We start from the raw sequence: 17,963 nt of genomic DNA on the forward strand, positions 1-17,963 counted from the left end.
GCGCGGGGCCCTCGGGCCCCGCGCGCTCTCCCCCACGGCGCGCCCGGACTTCACCCCATGGTCTTCTGACCGTCGATCGACTCCCGGATGATGTCGGCGTGCCCGGAGTGCTGGGCGATCTCGCCGATCAGGTGCAGCAGCACCCGACGGGCCGACCAGGTGGCACCCGGGGTGAACCAGGGGGCCTCCGGCAGCGGGTGCGAGACGTCGAGGCTGGGCAGGGCGCGCACCACCGACTCGGTGCGCGCGGCCACTTCCTCCCACTCCGCCAGCACGCTCTCCAGCGTCTCGTCACCGACCAGCCGCCACCCGTCCACCCAGAAGCCCGGGTCGGTCTCCCAGCCCTCGGGGAGAGCCATCGCCGCGGTGCCCTCGACGATGAACCGGGCCCAGTCGTTCTCGGTGTCCTTCAGGTGCTTGGCCAGCCCGACCAGCGTGAGCTGGCTGGCGGTGGGCCGGGAGCCGACCTGCTCGGCGCTGAGCTTCTGCAGGGTGAAGCGGAAGAAGTGCCGACGCTCGGCCAGCGTCTCGAGCAGCTCGGCGGCCTCCTGAGCCGGTCCGGCCGGTCCGGTGGGCTGGGAAGCGTCCTGGGCGGCGGTCTGAGTGATCGACATCTCGGTCTCCTTCGCAGGCTGGCCGACCCGCGTTCTCGGGCCGTTGGAAGAACCGTAGAGAGCCTTTAGGTCAGCTTCTTTCCGCATGAGACCCGTTCCGGGCAGCTCTTCGGCCGATTCCGCCACGACGGGCTGATCGTGACTCACCGTCAGTAATAGCGGCTCGAGTAGTCCGCTGTCTGGAGTAACCTGGATCTCGTCGGCGGCATACCCGACATGATCGTCACGTTGTGGTAAGGGCGCGGAGCACGACGCGGTACCCCGCATCCACCACGCAAGCACTACGTTCAGGATCGTTGCTTCCCATGGCTGAGAACCTCACCACCGCCGACCTCCCTCAGTTCGTCGCCGTTTCCCCGGGCACCGTCCTGGAGAGCGGGCGGTTCGAGCTCAGGGTCACGATTCCCTCCAGCCGCTTCACCCGGAGCACGCAGGTCGACGTGAACCACAGCGCCACCGTCGCCTCCATCGAGCGCAACCTCAGCGACCGCTACGGCGAGTGCGTCGAGGTGGTCAACGCCCGATGCATCAAGAGCAGCATCAAGAGCAGCTGAGAGCTCACACTTCAGACCCGTCGTACGAGGCCGGTCGGGGGCATCTACCCCCGCGCCGGCCTCAGTGACGTCCACCCCTGGTCACCGGCGTGAGCCAGCCGGACACGAGTGGTGTTCGTGGGTTTCACCAGCTCAAATTTGCCCTATCCCGGCCTTATCAATCTGCCGAACGGTGCACGTGACTGCGCTTCCTGCAGCAAGCTAGGAGCGCCGAAACTGACGTCGGGAAGCCGGGGGGATCAGCATGTGCGAGGCACGGGGAGAACCTGCCGGCGAACGGGCAGCAGATGGAGCCGAAGGGGCAGCATTGCTGCTCCTGATGTCGCCTCAGGCAGGATCTGCCTGTTAGCGTCCGATGAGTAACGCCTGCGAGCCATCGCCCGATGTACAGCATAGTGCACTTCCCGTGGTGAACCGGGCGAGCCGGTCAGCAGGTCCTCCAGCCCCAGTCAGACAGCCCCCAGCCAGACAGCACAGACAGCGCGGAGTTCGGCTCCGGCAGACGAGAGCGAGCCATGAGGTACGTCGGTAGACATCGGGCGCCCCGCCCCCTCTTGCTGCGCCGCCCCATCGTCGGTGGGGTCGCAGCGGCCGTTGTCGTGGTCGTTCCCGCCTGGGCGGTGACCGGTCCGCTGAGCGGTCCTACCGACAAGACCCGCAACGCCTCGGTCAACCTCGCCGACGGCACCGAACTGCCGGCCTCCACCGACGCCTCGGCCGACGACGAGGACATCGACACCGCCGACGTGCCCACCACCGGCCCCACCGGCTCCCCGTCGGCCGGGCAGGAGGTCAAGACCCGCACCGAGGTGGTCACCACGACCACCACCGACGCCGCGGGCAACCCGGTGGTCACCTCCACCACGCGCACCGTCGTGATCCCGCCCGACGAGGACGAGCCGACCGGCAGCAACCCGACGAAGACCACGAAGACCACCAAGCCGGGCAAGCCGTCGAGCACCACCAAGACCACGACGTCGAAGCCGACGAAGACCACCAGCCAGCCCACGAAGACCACGTCGAAGCCGACCAGCACCTCCACCACCACGAGCAAGCCTCCGGTGGAGACGTCGGAACCCACGTCCGAGCCGACCAAGACGACCGACGAGCCGACCAAGACCACGCCGGTCGAGACCACGAGCGACGACGAGACCACGACCAAGCCCGACACGGTCGGCATCGACACGAGCTCGACCACCACCTCGGCCACGGAAACGGCCTCGACGACCGCCTCGAAGGCGATTCTGACCCTGGCCGCGCTGGCCGACCCGACCAACCTTCTGGGCTGGTCGTAGGCCGGTTCACTGCCCGCGCACGGCACGGAGCCGGCCACCGGTCGGTGCTGATGGGGTGCCCGCTGCACCAGCGGACCCAGAATTCACGTCGGGCCCGATCCGCCCGCCCGCCACCGGCGAACCCGGAACTCACGTCAAGCTTGATCCGCCCGCCCCGCCACACCCGGCAAACCCGGAGCTCACCTCGGGCCTGATCCGCCGCCCCGTCACACCCGGCGAACCCCGGAACTCACCTCAGGCCTGATCCGCTCGCCCCGCTACACCCGGCGAACCCCGGAACTCACCTCAGGCCCAATCCGCTCGCCCCGTCACACCCGGCGAGCCCAGAACTCACCTCTGGCCTGATCCGCCCGCCCCGCCACCGGTGAACCCGGAAACTCACGTCGGGCCTGATCCCCCACCCCGCCACACCCGGCGAACTCAGAATTCACATCAGGCCGGTCGGCCATCCGCCGTGCCGGATGCCGCGGCTATCACCTGCGGCTCGGCTCGACCAGGGCCCCAGTTCGCCCGGTGCTGCGTCCAGTCGGCCAGAACGTGAGTCTGGTCCAGTTCGACCAACACTTCACCGAGCAGCAGTTCCAGGACGTGGCAACGCCGGCCTGACACCCTCCGCGAATCGCATCACATTCATGATCTGCGATCGCATCGGGCCGGCTATCTGTCGCAAGGTCGGCAATGAGCCGTCCGACCAAACCACCAGGCCACCCCAACAACAGCTAGGCCCTGGATCACCAATTACCTCTCCGGCTCCAAGGCACTGAACGCCCCAGGCGGACTTCACGTGGGAGCGGGCCTTGAGAGGCGAACCTCAGCAGGCTCCCGGACGCACCTGCGCGTGCCCCCTGCCGTCGGAACCCCGGCAGAACGTTGTCGAGAAAACAGAACTCGGCTCGGACAAAGTCATATTCGCCCGCGAGTGGGTGTTTTCCACTAGCCTGCTATGAAAAGCCGAAAACCGCCGAGGCCCTGGTCGGCCCCGGCGGTCACGGGTTATCGGGTGTTGTCGTCGTGGACCTTGTTCAGTCCTCGTCGAGCCTCTGCTGCGGGATCCCAGCCAGCAAGGCCCGAACTTCCGACTCGCGGTAGCGGCGATGGCCACCGAGCGTTCGGATCGAAGAGAGCTTGCCGGCTTTGGCCCACCGGGTGACGGTCTTCGGATCGACACGGAATAGCGCGGCAACCTCAGCCGGTGTGAGCAGCGGCTCGGCGTCGGGCGATCGGGTGGTCATGTCAGCCTCCATGAACGGGGCGGATACCCCGGCTTCCGACATCGTGCCTTGTTAGGACACGTCGCGGGAACAATCCAGACGGATGATCCCCCATCAGGAGGAAGCATGACGTTGGTTGTGTACGTACGGTCACGGCATGGCACCTTACAGTGATCGAACCACGAATGTGGCCCATCCGACACGCCACGCGGGTCGGTTCTAACCTTCGCTCTCGTGAGCACTCCCTCGATAGGCGATCTGCCTGCCGAACACCGCCTACATGCCCCGCAACCGGGCTGGACGTTCTTGGCCAGACCACAGCAAATCCCCTCGAGAGCGGCGTGTACCCCACTAAATCAGCCATCACTGTGTGGAGCATCCCCGAAGCACTCAGATCCATATTCTCAGATCCGAAGAGGACGAAGCGTCACGGTACGACTTCTGAGTGAAGTGACACCTGTGAGTGACGCCTGACTCACGGTCTATCGCTGGTGACCACGAGCCGACCCCCCGGCGATCGCGAACAGCTTCGCGGCGTGTTGCCTACGATTAGGACATAGCTATCAAACCATGCGGAAGCGCCGATCGCTGCCCCCGCCCGTAATGTGAGACCGGCCACTGCCCGGACAGGCAACAACGAGCCGGCCGGGCTCTCCCGGAGCGGCGGGGTGAGCGTCCCACGCAGGTTGCACGTAGGATGGGCAGTGCAAGCCCGCGGTCGGCAAACGGGTCACGGCTTCCCCTGGGTGGGTAAGCCGTTCCAACCGGGATGCCGGAACCGCACCAGACGATGTAGCGTTTGGCGTCACGAGAGACTGATGACCACTCCGGGGCCGCGCCATGTGCGCCTGCGCCGGGTCGACGTTTAAGGGGGTCGACGCCATGGGGCGCGGCCGTCAGAAGGCCAAGCAGACGAAGGTCGCTAGGGAGCTGAAGTACTACAGCCCCAGCACCGACTATGACGCCTTACAGAGGGAACTCGGCCATGGGGACCATCGCTCGAGCCCGCCCGTGGACGACACGGATGCCGGGCGCGAAGACGACGGCGAATATGACGAGTACGCGGACTGGGCATCCAACGGTCGTCGTCATTGACTACTGACTCGATCCCCGGTGCCCGTCGGGTGCCGGGGATCGAGTCTGTCAAGGTGACTCCGGTGGACAGCTGGTCTTCCTGAGCACAGGTCGTCTGCACCAGGCGATGAGAAGTACGCATGCTGACCTGCCATGACGAGGTGGCTGGTCTTTCCATGCTCGAGACGGGTCCGGCACCTTCGGGTGCCGAATCCGTCTTTCTCATGCCCGCGTACCTGCCGCCTACCGCCTGAGCCGCCGCTCAGGCGCCGCGGTACTCCCCGACCAGCCGGACCGAACCGCCGTCCACACCCTTGGTGCCCTGGACGGTGCCTTCGCCGGTCTGCCCGTCGGGCGCCGAGACCTGCCCCAGTACCCAGGCGGGAAGGTTGCGGCCGGCGAAGATCTCCAGCGCGCGGTCGGCCACGGCCGGATCGACCACCAGGACCATGCCCACCCCGAGGTTGAACGTGCCCTCGGCGTCCAGCAGCGGCACCGAACCGAGCTTCATGATCAGGTCGAAGACCGGCTGCGGGGCCCAGGTGGAGCGCTCGAGGACGGCGCTGGTGCCCGCCGGCAGGACCCGGGCGAGGTTGGCCGCGAGCCCGCCCCCGGTGACGTGTGACACCGCGTGCAGGTCGTGGCCCAGCGCCTCGGCCGCGGCCAGGACGTCGGCGGTGTAGATCCGGGTGGGCTCCAGCAGCTCCTGGCCGATGGTGCGGCCGAGCTCGGGCACCTCCCGCTCCAGCGACCAGCCGGCCTGCTTCAGCACGCCACGCACCAGGGAGTAGCCGTTGGAGTGCAGACCGGACGAGGCCAGGCCGATCACCACGTCGCCGACCCGCACCCGCTCGGGTGAGAGCACCGACTCGGCCTCGACCACCCCGGTCGCCGCCCCGGCGACGTCGTACTCGTCCGCCGCCATCAGACCCGGGTGTTCGGCCGTCTCGCCGCCGACCAGCGCCGTACCGGCCAGCTCACAGCCCTTGGCGATGCCGCTGACGATGGCCGCGATGCGCTCCGGCACGACCTTGCCGACCGCGATGTAGTCGGTCATGAAGAGCGGACGGGCCCCGCACACGACGATGTCGTCCACCACCATGCCGACCAGGTCGATCCCGATCGTGTCGTGGATGTCCAGGGCCCGGGCGATGGCGATCTTCGTGCCCACGCCGTCGGTGCTGGTGGCCAGCAGCGGCCGCTGGTACCTGGTCAGGAAACTTGCGTCGTACAGGCCGGCGAAGCCGCCCAGGCCGCCCAGGACCTCGGGGCCGTGGGTGCGCCGCACCGACGCCTTCATCAGCTCGACCGCCCGGTCACCGGCCTCGGTGTCGACACCGGCGGAGGCATAGGTCAGGGCCGTGGTACCCGGCTCGGCTGAAGCCACAATGATCACCTTACTTGGTTCAACGGCCGACGGACCGTCGTCGTCACCGTCGCGGGGACGGGAGGAACGGTCTACGCCGGAGGACGGAGGCTGACGTTCGTCAGGGACGGGAGAGCGCGTCGACGGCGCCGCCGGCCAGGCCGGTGGAGACACCTTCGGCGTCGCGGTGGCCCTGCGGCGCGCGGTCGCGCTGCGAGATCTCCAGGCCGAGAGGGAGCTGCGGCTGCTGCTCCAGGGCGTGCTTGCCCAGGTGCTCGGAGTCGGGCAGCTCGATCGGGTACTCGCCGGTGAAGCAGGCGGTGCACAACCGCTCACGCTTCTGCTCGGTGGCCTCGACCATGCCGTCCAGCGAGATGTAGCCCAGCGAGTCGGCGCCGATACTGGCGCGGATCTCCTCCACGCCCAGCCCGCTGGCGATCAGCTCGGCCCGGCTGGCGAAGTCGATGCCGTAGAAGCACGGCCAGGTGACCGGGGCCGAGGAGATGCGCACGTGGATCTCGGCGGCGCCGGCCTCGCGCAGCATCCGGACCAGGGCCCGCTGGGTGTTGCCGCGCACGATCGAGTCGTCGACCACGACCAGGCGCTTGCCCTTGATCACGTTCTTCAGCGGGTTCAGCTTCAGCCGGATGCCCAGCTGCCGGATGGTCTGGCTGGGCTGGATGAACGTGCGCCCGACGTAGGCGTTCTTCACCAGGCCCTGGCTGAACGGGATGCCCGACTCCTGGGCGTAGCCCACCGCGGCCGGGGTGCCGGACTCGGGCACCGGGATGACCAGGTCGGCCTCGACCGGGTGCTCCTGGGCCAGCTTGCGGCCCATGTCGACCCGGGCCTCGTGCACCACCTTGCCGTTGATCGTGGTGTCGGGCCGGGCCAGGTACACGTACTCGAAGATGCAGCCGGTCGGCTTGGCCTCGGCGAAGCGCTGGGAGCGCAGGCCGTCGGCGTCGATCGCGATGAACTCGCCCGGCTCGACCTCCCGCACGAACGCGGCGCCGACGATGTCCAGCGCGGCCGTCTCGGAGGCGATCACCCAGCCGGTCTCGAGCTTGCCGATGACCAGCGGGCGCACCCCGTGCGGGTCACGGGCGCCGTAGAGGGTGTGCTCGTCCATGAAGACGAAGCTGAAGGCCCCACGCAGGTGCGGGAGCACGTCCAGCGCAGTGGTTTCCAGCGTGTGATCCGGGTCACCCGCGAGAAGGGCGGTCACCAGGGCGGTGTCGGTGGTGTTGCCGTTGACGATCTCGCCCCGGTCGGGCGTGCCGTAGCGCTGCGCCACCAGCTCGCGCAGCTCGTGCCCGTTGACCAGGTTGCCGTTGTGCGCCAGGGCCACCGTGCCGGCGGCCGTGTCGCCCAGCGTGGGCTGGGCGTTCTGCCAGGTCGAGCCGCCGGTGGTGCTGTAGCGGGCGTGACCGACCGCGATGTGCCCACGCAGGGAGTCGAGAGAGGTCTCGTCGAAGACCTGGGAGACCAGGCCGATGTCCTTGTAGACCAGCAGTTGCTTGCCGTTGCTGACGGCGATGCCCGCTGCCTCCTGGCCGCGGTGCTGAAGTGCGTACAGGCCGTAATAGGCCAGTTTCGCCACTTCTTCACCGGGGGCCCAGACTCCGAAGACTCCGCAGGCGTCCTGCGGGCCCTTCTCGCCGGGAAGTAGTTCGTGCGAAAGCCGTCCGTCGCCGCGCGCCACGTCATCGAGTGTCGCACATCCGGAGGAGGTCGCAGCATCGGCCGGAAGGACAGACCCTCGCCCGACCGGCCCGGCGCGCTTGCGGATCAGCCCTTCCGGCGGTCCAGGAGAACAGCCAGACCGCAGCCGAACAGGGCGCCCAGCAGGCCGAAAATGGCCACGAAATAGCCCAGAATGGTGCGCTCGGAGTAGGTGCTGGTGGCCTCGAACGACAGAGCCAGCACCGCACCGAGGAGGACGCCCACGAGCACGCCTGTGAATCCGAACGCACGGTAACGCGGGGCCCGCCGCAGGCGGTACCCGGCCGGCTCCGGCGCCTCGGCCTCAGGCGTCACCTCAGGAGCCTCCGGCTCGCTCGGTTCAGCCGGCCCGGCCGCGCCGGTCGTGTCGTCCTCGTCGATCGGGCTCACGGACAGTCCCTTGCTCTCAGCCACCCCACGACGGTACCGACTACCGGGAAGTCTCGGAGAGGAGACCGCCGAGCGGCAGCAGATCGGACAGGTCGGCGCGCTGCCCACTGGCCCGCACCCGTCCGTTGTATGCGGCGTCGGCCCAGCTCAGCCGGCCGGAGACGAGCTCCAGCCAGGTCTGCGGATCGGTCTCGACCACGTTCGGCGGGGTACCCCGGGTGTGCCGCGGCCCCTCGATGCACTGCACGGCCCCGAAGGGCGGCACCCGCACCTCGGTGGTCGGCCCCGGCGCCCGGGCGGCGATCTCCTCGAGGGTGAACCGCACCGCATTGGCCAGAGTGGCCCGCGGCACCCCCGTGGGCTCGGCCGCCCACGCCGCCAGGGCACCACGCCCCACCGCCGTATCGATCTTGCGTTTCCTCACCACCACGTGCTCATTTTGTGCCCTAGCGGGCCGACGCCCCAATCGGGAGCGCCTCCCTCAGGCCGCCTTCATCACCCCGAGCGGCGAAACCCCCTGCAGCCCGGGGAAGATCTGCGACAGCGATCCGGCCCCGCAGCGTTTCTGCAGGATCTCGCCGAGGATCGCGCGGTAGTCGGTGGTGCCGGCCAGGTCGCCGTCCACCAGGTCACCGTCGGCCAGGCCGGGCCAGCGGCCGTGCACCCGGCCGCCGTTCACCCCGCCGCCCAGCAGCAGCACCGCATTGCCGTGCCCGTGATCCACCCCGCCGGAGCCGTTCTCGACCACCCGGCGGCCGAACTCCGAGAGCGTGACCACGGTGACCTTCCTGAACCGGCTGCCCAGGTCGGTGGCGAAGGCGGCGAGGGCCTGGGCGAGGTCGTTCAGGTGGTCGTGCATCCAGCCGCTGTCGGCCGAGCCCATGTTCGCGTGCATGTCCCAGTCGCCCTCGTCCACGCAGGCCACCTGCAGGCCCACGTCGGCCTTGATCATCCGGGCCACGTCGCGCAGGGCCTTGCCGAGCGCCGAGTCCTTCGGGTAGCGGGCGCCGCCGGCCGGGGTGTACTTGGCGGCCGCCAGGGCCGCGGTGGTGCTGGTGGCGCCGAGGGTGGCCTGGGCCGGGGCGGCGATCGAGGCCGGGGCGCCGGCGTTCATCGCGGTCAGGGCCTTGGTCCAGCGCTTGCGCTCGGCGGTGTCCCAGGCACCGGCGATGGTGAAGGAGTCCAGGCTGCCCATGGCCATCTCGGCCGAGGGCCCGGCCAGGGCCAACGGCACCTCGTTGGACCCGACCTGCGAGGCCTGGAAGATCGTGCCCCGGGCGCGGCTGCCGAGCGTGCGGTCCAGCCAGCCGGTGCGCAGGCTGGAGCCGGGCGCCGCGCGCTCCAGCTCCTGCATGGCCTGGAAGTGCGACCGGGTCGGGTTGTCCTGGCCCACCGCGTGCACGGCGCCGAAAGTGCCCGCTTCCCAGAACTTCTTCAGCGGGGCCAGGGCCGGGTGCAGGCCGAAGATGCCCCCGGCCGGGATCAGCGAGCGCTCCGGGACACCGATCGTGGGGCGGGCCTCGAGGTAGGCCGGGTCACCGATCGGCACGACCGCGTTCAGGCCGTCGAAGCCGCCCCGCAGCGACAGCACCACCAGCACGTCGCCGGTGTAGGCGGCGGGGCTCGCGGCGAAGGCGAACTGGGCGTTGAAGCCGTCCACGGCCGTCATCACCCCGCCCAGGGCACCGGCGGTGGCCAGGCCGCGCAGCAGGCTGCGGCGCGAGAGTCCGGTGGAGGCGGCGTCGGGGCACTGGCAGTCGGAGAGGGTACTCATGCAGGTGGTGGTGTCCTCAGGCGTCGAGTCGGTCTGGCGGCGGATGTCGTCGGATCGGCGGGGCGTCGGGTCACATCGGTGCTACTGCCGACCTGTCGGTCGTCGGCGCCGCTACCTGAGTGGAACCGAAGTGAGCCGGGCCACCTGCGAGGCCCGCGGGCGTCCTCAAGCTCTACCGAAGTGCGTGCGCAGGTGAGTCGAGCAGCAGACTCACCACGTACGGCAGCCGCCAGCCGATGATCACGCTGTCCTTCTTGACCGGACTTGCGGGGGTGATCCGGTGCCACTCGTCGGAGAGAAAGTCGCAGATCGCGACCTGCTGGACCTGGGTGGCCTTGCGTTGCAGCAGCCGCTCGGAGAGGGCGTTGATCAGCGCCCCGTGCGTGGCCGGCCGGGGGTTCGGGATCATCGCCGAGAGATTCGGGCCGACCAGGGTTTTCGGCCAGAACCGAGCTGCGATGTTGAGGTGCGAGTTCCAGCGCGCCAACGTTCCCGCCGGTGACTGCCAGGCACTGGCCACGTCGGGATAACCGTTCGGCGGCCCCCAGTAGAGCGGGCAGTGGCCCATGTCCAAAATCATCCAGTGCAGGCTCTCGATGCCTTCGGTACCCTTGGCATCGGGCTTCATCCCGAGGATGCGCATAGTGGCCACCAGATCCTCGTACGGCCGGCGCAGCTTCTGACCTGATGAGGTGGCGAACTCCCTGCTGCCGAACAACTCTCGCAGAACCGGGACGATCGCGGTGTCGTTCGCCAGGTAGGTCTCGGCGAGCCGGGTCACCAGTGCGGCGGGCGGGTTGTCGGCGACGAACCGCAGGCACAGCTTGTAGGCCAGCTGCCGGGCGGTGTTCTCGTGCCGCGCCAGGTAGTTCAGGTACCTCACGGCCAGTTCCTGACCGCCCTCGGCGGTCGGGTTGGGATCCGAGAAACCGAGAACGCCTACCGGGCCGACGAAATGACGTTTGGGGCGGTAGGTGGCCTCGCCGGAACCGTCGGTGCCGAAACCGGTCAGGATGCGCGCACTGTCCTTCACGTCGTCCTCGGTGTACCCGGTCCCGACCCCGACGGTGTGCAGTTCCAGCAGCTCGCGGCCCTGGTTCTCGTTCGGGTGATCCTTGGTGGAGGAGGCGTTGTCGAGATAGCTCTGCATCGCGGGGTGCAGGCTGGCCGCCACCAGCAGGTCGCCGAACCGGCCGAAGGTGTGCTCGCGGATCACCCGGTCGTAGTCGGCGCGCGAGTCCCAGACGTCGCCGGAAGGGCAGGTGACATTGAGGTGGTTGGACCAGAACTCGACCATCAGCTCGAACAGCTGGCGCTCGCTCCAGATCGCCCGGACCATGGTGGCCCGGGTGAGTTCCAGCATGACGTCCCAGGATCCGAAGTTCTTGGCGTACTCCTGGCGGATCTTGGCGATCGGCCACTTCACCCGGGGGAAGCGGCCGAGGATGCCCTCCACGTAGCTGTCCGGGATCTGCGCGGGCGTGAGCTGGCGGTCCAGCCAGGCCTTGCGGCCCATCTTCTGCGCCTCGGCCAGCAGCGCCGGGGTCGGTCCGTAAGTGGCTCGTCGGAGCAGGAGAAGGGTCTGGGCGTCCATTGGCCTGCCTGTCGGCATCCGTCCGGGTTGCCTTAGCGGCCGGGCGGGTGAGGGCCTTCAGAGCAAACAATGGACGGGGGTGGGCCCCCGAACGGGTCAGCCCACCTGGGTGCGGGCCCGGTAACAGTGCGTGCGATGGGGCAGCGCGAGTTCCTGCGGCGTGCCCTGTTCGGCCGCCACCCGTTCGCCCAGCCGCTCGATGCGCTCGACGATTTCGGCGCGCTGGGGGTGGGTGTCCACGTAGGACCAGCTCGAGGCCAGCTCACTCAGCGCGCCGGGGGTCAGCGACAGCTGGTACTCGAACTCGGCATGTTCCAGGGGGCCGAACGGTTCGGGGAGCTCGACCACCGTGTCGCCGGCGTGAACCCGGCCACCGGCCTGCTCGGTCCGCGCCAGACCGGCGATCTCGTTCAGTTCCCGCACCCAGGGCACATCGGTGTCCCGCTCGTGCCAGGCCACCGCCAGCAACCCGCCCGGCCGCAGCACCCGGGCGATCTCCAGCGCCGCCTGCGGCTGCTGGAACCAGTGCCAGGCCTGGGCCACGGTGACCACGTCGGCGCTGTGGTCGGGCAGCGGGATCTGCTCGGCCGGGGCCTGCAGCGCAGCGGCCTGGGGAACCGCGGTGAGGAGTACCTGGTACATGCCCGGGCTGGGCTCGACCGCGGTGACCCGGTGGCCCAGGTCGACCAGGGTGCGGGTGAGCTTGCCGGTGCCCGCCCCGAGGTCGATCACGTCGAGGTGCCGATCCGACGTCCCGGTCAGCCAGCGGACGGTCGGCGCGGGCCAGCCGGGACGGATGCTGTCGTAGGTGGTGGCGTTGGCGTCGAACGAGACCCGCTGCTGTTCCCACGTCATTGCGTGTGCCTTTCGTCGGGGGCCACCCCGAGCAGCCCGCTCATCGTGTTGATCAGGACCCGGCCGAACAGGTCGTCGGCGCTCTTGCGGGCCAGCGCGTCGGGGGGCGGCGGAGCGGAGACGATCGCGGCCAGGTAGGGGTGGCGGCCGTCGCCGATCTGCTCGGCCAGGTAGGCGGCGTTGGCCAGCTGTGCCTCGGGGCTGGTGTTGCTGTTGGCGGCGGCCTCGTCCATCGCGAAGAGCCCGACCACCCCGTTGAAGATCGCCGCCGTCTCCATCTTGGCCTGGCCCGAGGCCGGCACGTCGGCCAGCGCGGCCACCACGCGCTCGGTGTAGTCGATCATCGCCGGCCCGAGCATGGCGGTGTTCACCCGGCCGGTCATCATCACTTCCAGGAACCAGGGGTGCTCGCGGAAGGCCTGCCGCAGGGCCCGGCCGATGTCCAGCAGGTCGGCCCGCCAGCCCCGGCCGGTGGGGGTGGCCGGTAGTTCGAGGGTGCGCAGGCAGGCGTCGCTCATCAGCGCCAGGAGCTCGTCGCGGCTGGCCACGTAGCGGTAGAGCGAGGCCGGGGCGATGCCGACGGCGGCCGCCGCCTTGCGGATCGAGACCGCCTTCAGCCCCTCGGCGTCGGCCAGCTTCATGGTGGCCTCGGCGATCGAGGCGCGGCTGTGCTCCGGCGCGGGGCCGCGGGCGCCCCTTTCGGAGCGCTTCCAGATCGGCAGGTCGGGGTCGGGCACGTGTTCATCTTCGCGCACCATAGAAACTGCGAACACCGGACGCAGTATGGTTCACTAAGAACCGCGAACACCGATCGCAGTTGAGGAGGGCGCATGGGGAGCGTGATCGAGGCCGCCGGGCTGGGCCGGGGGTACGGAGAGGTGCGGGCACTGGATTCGCTGGATCTGTCCGTCGCGGAGGGGACGGTCTGCGCTCTGCTCGGACCGAACGGCGCGGGCAAGACCACCGCGATCCGGATTCTGGCCACACTCGCCCGGCCCGACTCCGGCAGCGCGCGGATCTGTGGCTTCGACGTGGTCGAGCAGGCCCAGCAGGTGCGGCAGAACATCGGCCTGGCCGGGCAGCACGCGGCGGTGGACGATGCGCTGACCGGGCGGGACAACCTGTTCATCCTCGGCCAGATGCACCATCTGAGCCGCCGGGCTGCGCGGGCCCGGGCGGCGGAACTGCTCGAGCAGCTCGGGCTGGCCGAGGCGGCGGACCGGCTGGTGAAGACGTGGTCGGGCGGGATGCGGCGGCGGCTCGACCTGATCGCCAGCCTGATCACCCGCCCGCCGGTGCTGTTCCTGGACGAGCCGACCACCGGCCTGGATCCCCGCAGCCGCGACGAGATCCATTCCACAGTGAGCAATCTCGCCGCCGCGGGCACCACTGTTCTGCTCACCACGCAGTACCTGGAAGAGGCGGACCGGCTGGCCGACGATGTGGTGATCATCGACGCCGGCCGCGAGATCGCCCACGGCACTCCCCCGCAGCTGAAAGACCTGGCCGGTTCCCGGGTGGAGGTACTGCTTGCCTCCGCCGAGCAGCTGAACCCGGCTCAGGAAGCCGTGAGATCGCTCGGCGGGCAGGATCTGGCCGTCCAGGACAACCGGGTCTCGGCGACCGTGCCGACCGGGTCGCTCACGCTGCCCCGCCTGGTGCGGCACCTGGACGAACTGGGAATACCCGTGCAGGACGCCGGGATCCGCCGGCCCACGCTCGACGAGGTGTTCCTGAAACTGACCGCACGAGAGGGGAGCCTGCGATGAGGGACGCCCTGCCCGCCGCCGAGCGCCTGCTCACCTCGGTGATCCGCAATCCGGCCTTCATCCTGGTCCTGGTCACCGCGCCGATCGTGCTGGTGCTGATCTTCGGGTTCATCTTCGGCGGCGCCATCACCGTTCCCGGCGCGGGCACCGGCGGCGCCACCTACCGCGAGTTCCTGCTGCCCGGGCTGCTGGTGATGACCGCCTCCAACATCGTTCCCTCAATGGTCAGCGCGGCCAAGGACAATCACTCCGGCCTGACCGACCGTTTCCGCTCGCTGCCCGTCCGCCGGGTCGCCATCCCGGCCGGAAGCGCCCTGGCCACACTGGTCTACGGCACGATCAGCTTCTCGATCATGATGCTCTGCGGCCTGGCCGTGGGCTGGCGGATCCGGGGCGGCCTGGCCGACGCCCTGCTGGCGGTGCTGATCCTGTTGTTGTTCCAGTTCGCCGCCAGCTGGATCGGGATGTTCCTGGGCTACCTGTTCGACGACGAGGAGACGGCCGGGCAGGCGGCGATCCTGGCGATCCCGCTGGGGATGGTCTCGAACGTGTTCGTGCCGACCGGCGGTATGCCGGCCTGGCTGGCCACGATCGCCGAGTGGAATCCGCTCAGCGCCGTCGCCGCCGCGCTACGCGAACTGTTCGGCAACCCGACTGCCCCCACGGGCGGTGCCTGGCCCCTCGAGAACCCGGTCACCGCGTCCATCGTCTGGGCTCTGGGGTTGCTTGCGGTGTTCGTGCCGCTGTGCACCCGGCGGTATGTGCGCGCAGGTCGCTGACTTTCACACAAACTAGGGACGTCGGTGGGCACCAAGGTGCCCACCGACGTCCATAATCTGTTTCATGGGCTGGGAGGAGGTGGCGCGGCCCCGGTCATGATCGCGACCGTGTCGGACATCGAGTGCGACGACGGGGTGACCACCGCAACCCGCCGGCCCAGCCGCTGGATGTGGATGCGGTCGGCGACCTCGAACACGTGCGGCATGTTGTGGCTGATCAGGATCACCGGCAGGCCGCGGTCGCGGACGTCGCGGATCAGCTGGAGCACCCGGTTGCCCTCCTTGACCCCGAGCGCCGCGGTGGGCTCGTCGAGGATCACCACCTTGCTGCCAAAGGCGGCCGACCGGGCCACCGCCACGCCCTGCCGCTGACCGCCGGACAGGCTCTCCACCGCCTGGCCGATGTTCTGCAGGGTGGCGATGCCGAGTTCGCTCATGTGCCGCTGCGCCTCGGTGCGCATCTGTTTGCGGTCGAGCATCCGCAGCACCGAGCCCAGCGGACCGGGCTTGCGCAGTTCCCGGCCCAGGAACAGGTTGTCGGCGATGTCCAGGCCGGGAGCCACCGCCAGGGTCTGGTAGACCGTCTCGATCCCGGCCTGCCGGGCGTCCATCGGGCTCCGGAAGTTCACCTGCTCCCCGTCCAGCCAGATCTCGCCGGTATCCGGCACCAGCGCTCCCGACAACGCCTTGATCAGGCTGGACTTGCCGGCCCCGTTGTCGCCGATCACGGCCAGGATCTCGCCCGGGTACAGGTCGAGGTCGGAGCCGTTCAGCGCGGTCACCCGGCCGTAGCGTTTGACCAGGTTCCGGGCCCGCATCACCGGGGTCGGCCCGGTCATCTCCACCCGGTGCAGCCTCTCGCCCTCCGCGGGCGTCTCGGTACTCATGCCCTCACCTTCCGGATCCATTGATCGATGGTGACCGCGAGCAGGACCAGCAGGCCGATCGCGAAGCCCTGCCAGACCACCTGGACTCCGGCCAGCACCAGCCCGTTACGGAACACGCCGACGATCAGCGCCCCGACGAGCGTGCCGACCACCCCGCCCCGGCCACCGAAAAGGCTGGTCCCGCCGAGCACCACGGCGGTGATCGAGTCGAGGTTGTACTCCGTGCCCACGTTCGGGTCGGCGCTGGCCAGGCGGCCGATCAGGACCCAGGCGGCGACCGCGTAGATCGCCCCGGCCACGGTGTAGACCGACAGCAGGACGCGCCCGGTTCGGATACCGGCCAGCCGCGCGGCCTCGATGTCGTCGCCGGCGGCGCGGACGTGTTTCCCCCACGCGGTGTGCGCCAGCAGGTAGAAGAAGAACCCGAACAGCAGCAACATGATGATGGATCCGTAGGTCAGACGGAAGCTGCCGATCGGGATGGTCTCGCCGGTCCAGGTCATGATGCCGGGCAGGTCGGTGCCCCGGACCGTCTCGCTGCCGGAGACCACCGAGTTCAGGGCGAAGAAGATGGACAGGGTGCCGAGGGTGACGATGAACGGCGGCAGTTTGACCGCGGTCACCAGCACCCCGTTGAACGCCCCCATCGCAGTGCCGAACGCCAGGCCCGCCAGCAACGCGATCAGCCCCGGAAAGCCCGCGTCGTAGGCCAGGTTCGCCATCAGGATCGAGGAGAACACCGCGATCGCCCCGGCCGACAGGTCGATCCCGGCGGTCAGGATGATCAGGGTCTGGCCGAGGGCGAGCAGGGCGATCACGGTGACCTGCTGCAGCACCAGGCTGAGGTTCTCGGGGTGCAGGAAGCGGGTGTTGATGATCGAGAAGACGACGACCGCCAGGCCCAGCACCGCCAGCGGGCCCAGGGTGGGCTGGGCGTGCAGCCGGTGCTGCACCCTGTCCCGCAGCGACTCGTGCGCCCGCTGCTCGAAACCGGTATCGGTGCTCATCCCTCTACCCCCAGCAGTTCTCGGTGCCGAACGTGGTGTCCTCGGAGTCCACGCCGGACTGCGGATCGTCGGTGATCAGGGTGACTCCGGTGTCGGTGAAGTCCTGGCCCTCCGGATTCGCGGGTTTGACCCCGCTACGGGCGAACTCGGTGATCGAGGCGACCCCCTCGGCCGCCATCTTCAGCGGGTACTGCTGCGAGGTGGCGCCCAGCTGGCCGTCTTTCACGCTCTGCACGCCCGGGCAGCCGCCGTCGATCGCCACCACGACCACGTCCTCGGCCTTGCCGGCCGCTCGGAGGGCCTGGTAGCCCCCGGCCGCGGCGGGCTCGTTGATGGCGTAGACCAGGTTGATGTCGGGGTCGCGCTGCAGCAGGTTCTCCATCGCGGTGCGCCCGCCGTCGGCCGCCCCGTCGGTGACGTCGTGCCCGGAGATGCGCGGGTCGTCCTCGTCGCCGATCCGGTTCGGGTCGCCCACGTCGATCCCGAAGCCCGCCATGAACCCCTGGTCGCGCTGCACGTCCACGGAGACCTGGTCGGAGTTGAGGTCGAGGAAGGCGATCCGGGCGTTGGCCGCCTCGTCGCCCAGCTTGGCCTTGGCCCACTGGCCGACCAGCTCTCCGGCCCGGTAGTTGTCGGTGGCGAAGGTGGAGTCGGCCGCACCCGGCGGGTCGAGCTGGCTGTCCAGCGCGATCACCGCCAGACCGGCCTCCTTGGCCCGGTCGATGGCGGGCACGATCGCCCGCGAGTCGTTCGGGGTGATCATGAAGCCCTCGGCCCCCAGGGCCATCAGGTTCTCGATCGCGGTGACCTGCGACTCGTTGTCGCCGTCCACCTTTCCGGCGAACGTGCGCAGGTCGATGCCGTCCTGCTCGGCCTGGGCCTGGGCGCCCTTCTTCATCGTGACGAAGAACGGGTTCGTGTCGGTCTTGGTGATCAGCCCGATGATCGGACGACCGTCGCTGCCGCCGGAGCAGGCGGCCAGGGCCAGGGCGGCACCGGCCAGGACGAGGGCGGCCGGTCGCCGGGCGGGGGAACGTGGTCGGACACCTGAACGCGGCACGAAGCGGCT

At 69.4% G+C, this 17,963-nt stretch carries 18 protein-coding genes; 5 read left to right on the forward strand and 13 right to left on the reverse strand.

The features are described from left to right. Positions 1–50: 50 nt before the first annotated feature. Positions 51–614, reverse strand: coding sequence for a DinB family protein (locus QSK18_RS03930; RefSeq protein ID WP_232808532.1), 564 nt, complete (start codon positions 612–614; stop codon positions 51–53). 305 nt (positions 615–919) lie between these two features. Here QSK18_RS03930 and QSK18_RS03935 point away from each other — a divergent pair, with 305 nt between their 5' ends. Next, entirely contained in the window at positions 920–1,168 is a 249-nt protein-coding gene (locus tag QSK18_RS03935) for a hypothetical protein (RefSeq protein WP_232808533.1), read from the forward strand. Between the two features lie 515 nt (positions 1,169–1,683). Beyond that, the gene (locus QSK18_RS03940) at positions 1,684–2,463 is read left to right on the forward strand and encodes a hypothetical protein (protein ID WP_232808534.1); all 780 of its coding nucleotides are present in this window, start codon (positions 1,684–1,686) and stop codon (positions 2,461–2,463) included. Between the two features lie 1,022 nt (positions 2,464–3,485). Here the strand turns inward: QSK18_RS03940 and bldC are convergent. Next, positions 3,486–3,695: a developmental transcriptional regulator BldC gene (gene bldC / locus QSK18_RS03945; protein ID WP_052533586.1), complete on the reverse strand. Its 210-nt coding sequence runs from the start codon at positions 3,693–3,695 to the stop codon at positions 3,486–3,488. A gap of 861 nt (positions 3,696–4,556) precedes the next feature. Between bldC and QSK18_RS03950 the strand changes: the two genes are divergently transcribed. Continuing rightward, a complete protein-coding gene (locus QSK18_RS03950; protein ID WP_232808535.1) occupies positions 4,557–4,769 on the forward strand; it encodes a DUF3073 domain-containing protein in 213 nt (70 codons plus the stop codon). 241 nt (positions 4,770–5,010) lie between these two features. On the opposite strand, the gene purM is transcribed toward QSK18_RS03950, so the two are convergent. The 8 genes from purM to QSK18_RS03990 form a co-directional block, all read right to left on the reverse strand. Next, complete coding sequence (purM, locus tag QSK18_RS03955) at positions 5,011–6,135, reverse strand: phosphoribosylformylglycinamidine cyclo-ligase (protein WP_232808536.1); 1,125 nt, start codon at positions 6,133–6,135, stop codon at positions 5,011–5,013. A gap of 100 nt (positions 6,136–6,235) precedes the next feature. Continuing rightward, entirely contained in the window at positions 6,236–7,819 is a 1,584-nt protein-coding gene (purF, locus tag QSK18_RS03960) for an amidophosphoribosyltransferase (RefSeq protein ID WP_232808537.1), read from the reverse strand. An 86-nt stretch (positions 7,820–7,905) separates the two neighbouring features. Further along, positions 7,906–8,253: a hypothetical protein gene (locus QSK18_RS03965; RefSeq protein WP_232808538.1), complete on the reverse strand. Its 348-nt coding sequence runs from the start codon at positions 8,251–8,253 to the stop codon at positions 7,906–7,908. 16 nt (positions 8,254–8,269) lie between these two features. After that, positions 8,270–8,659: a sterol carrier family protein gene (locus tag QSK18_RS03970; RefSeq protein ID WP_285616581.1), complete on the reverse strand. Its 390-nt coding sequence runs from the start codon at positions 8,657–8,659 to the stop codon at positions 8,270–8,272. Positions 8,660–8,710: 51 nt separating this feature from the next. Next, positions 8,711–10,003, reverse strand: coding sequence for a DUF1501 domain-containing protein (locus QSK18_RS03975; RefSeq protein WP_285616582.1), 1,293 nt, complete (start codon positions 10,001–10,003; stop codon positions 8,711–8,713). Between the two features lie 172 nt (positions 10,004–10,175). Continuing rightward, complete coding sequence (locus tag QSK18_RS03980) at positions 10,176–11,597, reverse strand: DUF1800 domain-containing protein (RefSeq protein ID WP_285616583.1); 1,422 nt, start codon at positions 11,595–11,597, stop codon at positions 10,176–10,178. Positions 11,598–11,693: 96 nt separating this feature from the next. Next, complete coding sequence (locus QSK18_RS03985; RefSeq protein ID WP_232808542.1) at positions 11,694–12,452, reverse strand: class I SAM-dependent methyltransferase; 759 nt, start codon at positions 12,450–12,452, stop codon at positions 11,694–11,696. Further along, positions 12,449–13,225, reverse strand: coding sequence for a TetR/AcrR family transcriptional regulator (locus QSK18_RS03990; RefSeq protein ID WP_285616584.1), 777 nt, complete (start codon positions 13,223–13,225; stop codon positions 12,449–12,451). The genes QSK18_RS03985 and QSK18_RS03990 overlap by 4 nt, the downstream gene beginning before the upstream one ends. 57 nt (positions 13,226–13,282) lie before the next feature. Here QSK18_RS03990 and QSK18_RS03995 point away from each other — a divergent pair, with 57 nt between their 5' ends. Together QSK18_RS03995 and QSK18_RS04000 are read left to right on the forward strand one after the other, a co-directional pair. Next, entirely contained in the window at positions 13,283–14,221 is a 939-nt protein-coding gene (locus QSK18_RS03995) for an ATP-binding cassette domain-containing protein (protein ID WP_285616585.1), read from the forward strand. Beyond that, complete coding sequence (locus QSK18_RS04000; protein ID WP_232808546.1) at positions 14,218–15,000, forward strand: ABC transporter permease; 783 nt, start codon at positions 14,218–14,220, stop codon at positions 14,998–15,000. The genes QSK18_RS03995 and QSK18_RS04000 overlap by 4 nt, the downstream gene beginning before the upstream one ends. 62 nt (positions 15,001–15,062) lie before the next feature. Here the strand turns inward: QSK18_RS04000 and QSK18_RS04005 are convergent, their stop codons facing one another. Genes QSK18_RS04005 through QSK18_RS04015 form a run of 3 tightly spaced genes read right to left on the reverse strand, consistent with a single transcriptional unit; the run spans position 15,063 to position 17,954 of the window. Next, complete coding sequence (locus QSK18_RS04005) at positions 15,063–15,839, reverse strand: ATP-binding cassette domain-containing protein (protein ID WP_352396464.1); 777 nt, start codon at positions 15,837–15,839, stop codon at positions 15,063–15,065. A 44-nt stretch (positions 15,840–15,883) separates the two neighbouring features. After that, positions 15,884–16,894 (reverse strand): ABC transporter permease, encoded by a 1,011-nt coding sequence (locus tag QSK18_RS04010; protein WP_285616587.1) that lies wholly within the window; start codon positions 16,892–16,894, stop codon positions 15,884–15,886. A 4-nt stretch (positions 16,895–16,898) separates the two neighbouring features. Continuing rightward, positions 16,899–17,954: a sugar ABC transporter substrate-binding protein gene (locus tag QSK18_RS04015; RefSeq protein WP_232808549.1), complete on the reverse strand. Its 1,056-nt coding sequence runs from the start codon at positions 17,952–17,954 to the stop codon at positions 16,899–16,901. Positions 17,955–17,963 lie beyond the last annotated feature (9 nt).

Origin of the sequence: Kineosporia sp. NBRC 101677, assembly GCF_030269265.1 — a bacterium.
Lineage (GTDB): Bacteria > Actinomycetota > Actinomycetes > Actinomycetales > Kineosporiaceae > Kineosporia > Kineosporia rhizophila.